The organism is uncultured Nevskia sp. (assembly GCF_903885465.1).
GTDB lineage: Bacteria > Pseudomonadota > Gammaproteobacteria > Nevskiales > Nevskiaceae > Nevskia.
Genome location: NZ_CAISIQ010000350.1, coordinates 1 through 3299, shown reverse-complemented (window position 1 = coordinate 3299; position 3299 = coordinate 1). Strand labels below are relative to the sequence as shown.

The window sequence follows — 3299 nt, the reverse complement described above, 5'->3', positions numbered from 1 at the left end:
TGGGCGCGGGCCGCCTTCACGGCGCTATCGACATCGGCCGCCGTGCCGCTGGCCGAAGTGGCGATCACTTCCTCGGTGACCGGGCTTACCACGTCCAGGGTGCCGCCATCGGAAGCAGGCACGAAGCGCCCGCCGATGAACAGTTCGAGCGCAGCAATGTCTTGGGCGGCAGCAAGCTGCGCGGCAGGGGTGGACGGGCTATTCATTCGGCAACTCCGGGGTGGCGGCGATATCAGCGGCAGCGTCGGTACGACACGGCGACTCGATTATCGAAACCCTCACCGAAGGCGCTAGGCACCGCGTGCAAGCTGCCTGCCGATGCGTGCAAAGCGCTCCCGAAGCACTTCAGGGGCCAGTCTCGGCCCCGCCGATTCAGGCCTTGCTGCGCTTCGAACTTGCTGCCCTCGGAGTCCGCGCCGTTGGGGCGACCGCCGGAATATGCGCATCGAGCAAGGTCCGCACCGCCTTGCCGGCGACCGAGATCGGTCCCTGGCTGCAAAAGCTCAGGCGGGTCAGATAGCCGCCTTCCATCAGCAGCATCAAGGTGTCACCGAGCGCTTCGGGATCAGTCGCTCCGGCCTCGCTGGAAAGCGTCCGCAGGCGGCCACGCATCTCGGCCTTGTGCTGCTCGATGACCCGGCGACCCGGATGGTCACCTTCCGGCAGTTCGACCACGGCATTGCCGAACGAGCAGCCGCGCGAGCCGTCCTTGCAGGTCAGGGTCATGTAGTTGTCAAACAAGGCTTCTAGCTGGCGGCGGGCATCGCCGGCATGCGGCGCGATCGCCGCGTCCCACCAGTCCCAGTAGCCGCGGCCCTGTTCGCGCAGATATTCGGCGATCAGTTCGTCCTTCGACGGGAAGCAGCGGTAGAAGCTCATCTTGTTGGTTCCGGCTTCCGACGCGATGGCTTCGACACCGACCGCGCGCAAGCCGTAGCGATAGAACAGACCTCGCGCGGTATCGAGAATGCGATCGCGCACACGGACTTTCGGCACCGCTGCTTCGCTGGTGCCACTGCCGGTTGAAAGCGTCTTGGTCATCGTGTTCATGCGGTCCTCCATCTGAGTCGCTGTATCAGTCACCGATCTGAGTAGTGTTACTGACCGGTAACACTTTAGCAGGTTTCATCGATATGACAGACGGTGCCGACACGGGGCAGAAATAGGCAAGCGGCCGCGACGATCAGGTATTCGCTTGTTGCCACCCCGCTCGCAAAATGCTCGCAGTCCGAAGACCTCCGATCAGACATCCATCAGAGCACTCACTGCATCGACGCAGTTCGGGCGACTCGCAACTTCGCTAGCCACGCGCTTCCCATCGCTCCGCCGCAGCTCCGCCTCGGCGTCGGTAGGCCCCGACAAGCACCCATTCAAGCTGAGGCTTGACAGATACGTTACCGGTCAGTAACGTGCCGCAAATGTTACTTACCGGTAACACCCCAAGAACAACTGATTCGCCGCCACACGCCGCGCTCCCCCGAACCCGGCAGACATTCCAGGAAGGAACCGAAATGACCACGAAGAAACTGACCTATAGCCTTACCGCCGCCGCTGCCAGCCTCGCGCTGATCGCCGGCATCGCGATGGGCAAGGAACCGAAGCCGGACGCCGCTGCCCCCGCCGCGACCAAGGTCACTGCCGCCGAGATCATCGCCCGCGATATCACCGTATCCGACGAATTCACCGGCCGCCTGGAAGCCGTCAACACCGTGCAGATCCGCCCTCGGGTCAGCGGCTACATTCAGCAGGTCGGCTTCAACGAAGGCGAGCTGGTGAAAAAAGGCCAGCTGCTGTTCCAGATCGATCCGCGTCCGTTCCAGAGCGAAGTCGATCGGCTCAAGGCCACCTACGCCCAGGCTCGCGCCCAGGCCGCACTCGCCCGTTCGAACAGTGACCGCGCCCAGCGCCTGCTGGAGCAGAACGCGATCGCCAATGAAGAGGCGGATCGCCTCGCCACGGCGTCGCTCAGTGCCGAAGCCGAACTCGGCGCAATCGCCGCGCAGCTCGACATGGCGCGCCTGAACCTGAGCTACACCCAGGTCACCGCGCCGATCGACGGCCGCGCCAGCAATCAGCGCATCACCCTCGGCAACCTCGTGACCAGCGCCGACGTGCTGACCGCGGTGGTCAGCGTCAACCCGGTCTATGCCAACTTTGATGTCGACGAGCAGACCTTCCTCAAGTACTCGCAGGGCGCTTCGCTGGCCGGCAAGACCAGCCCGGTGCGCCTGGGCCTCGCCAACGAGGAAGGCTTTCCGCATGAGGCGCGGCTGAACTTCGTCGACAACCAGATCAGCACCACGTCCGGAACCATCCGCCTGCGCGCGGTGCTCGACAACGCCGACGGCCGCTACACGCCAGGCCTGTTCGCCCGCCTGCAGTTGAGCAGCGCGACGAGCCAGCACGCCACCCTGGTCGACGACCGCTCGGTCGGCACCGATCTCGGCAACAAGTTCGTCTACGTGATCGGCAACGGCAACAAGGTCGAGTACCGGCGCGTCATCGTCGGCCCGATGGTCGATGGCCTGCGCGTAGTCAATGCCGGCCTGACGCCGGGTGACGTCGTGGTCGTCAACGGCTTGCAGCGCGTTCATCCGGGTGAGGTCGTCGAAGCCGAAAAGGTGGCGATGGACCTGCGCGTGGACACGCAGCGGAAGCTCGCCGAAGCAGCCGAACGTCCTGCCGAAACGAACGCGAACGTCGACAAGAAGCTTGGCGAGAACGCCGTAGCCGCAACCGTCGCGAAGCAGAGCTAAGGCCACGGGATCAGCAGTCCAGAAGCACCGCAGGGGAGTCACATGAACATTTCGCAATTCTTCGTCAACCGCCCGATCTTCGCCGCGGTGCTGTCCCTGCTGATCCTGATCGGTGGCGCCTTGTCGCTGCCGAATCTGCCGATCAGCGAATACCCGGAAGTGGTGCCACCGACCGTGGTCGTGCGCGCCAACTATCCGGGCGCCAACCCGAAAGTGATCGGTGAAACCGTGGCCACGCCGCTGGAAGAGCAGATCAATGGCGTGGAGGGCATGAGCTACATGTCCTCGCAGTCGACCAGCGATGGCGCACTGCAGCTGACCATCACCTTCGCGCTCGGCACCGATCTCGACAAGGCGCAGGTGCAGGTGCAGAACCGCGTCTCGCAGGCGCTGCCGAAGCTGCCGGAAGAAGTGCAGCGGCTTGGCGTGACCACCAACAAGAGCTCGCCGGGCCTGACCATGGTCGTCCATCTGCTGTCGCCGGATGACCGCTACGACATGCTGTATCTGTCGAACTACGCGCGCCTCAACATCAAGGACGAG

Annotated in this window: 4 protein-coding genes; 2 read left to right on the top strand and 2 right to left on the bottom strand. The window is 64.1% G+C overall.

The features are described 5' to 3' along the window. Both QZY06_RS13905 and QZY06_RS13900 read right to left on the bottom strand, forming a co-directional pair. The coding region (locus QZY06_RS13905) for an aldehyde dehydrogenase family protein (protein WP_295685530.1) at positions 1 to 206 on the bottom strand (206 nt) is incomplete at its 3' end. Positions 207 to 372: 166 nt separating this feature from the next. Further along, positions 373 to 1050 carry a TetR/AcrR family transcriptional regulator gene (locus tag QZY06_RS13900; protein ID WP_295685528.1) on the bottom strand — a complete coding sequence of 226 codons (678 nt, stop codon included), beginning with the start codon at positions 1048 to 1050 and terminating at the stop codon, positions 373 to 375. Positions 1051 to 1511: 461 nt separating this feature from the next. Between QZY06_RS13900 and QZY06_RS13895 the strand changes: the two genes are divergently transcribed. Next, positions 1512 to 2756, top strand: coding sequence for an efflux RND transporter periplasmic adaptor subunit (locus QZY06_RS13895; protein WP_295685526.1), 1245 nt, complete (start codon positions 1512 to 1514; stop codon positions 2754 to 2756). 42 nt (positions 2757 to 2798) lie between these two features. Beyond that, positions 2799 to 3299, top strand: a 501-nt coding sequence (locus QZY06_RS13890; RefSeq protein WP_295685525.1) for an efflux RND transporter permease subunit, incomplete at its 3' end; no start/stop codon positions are given.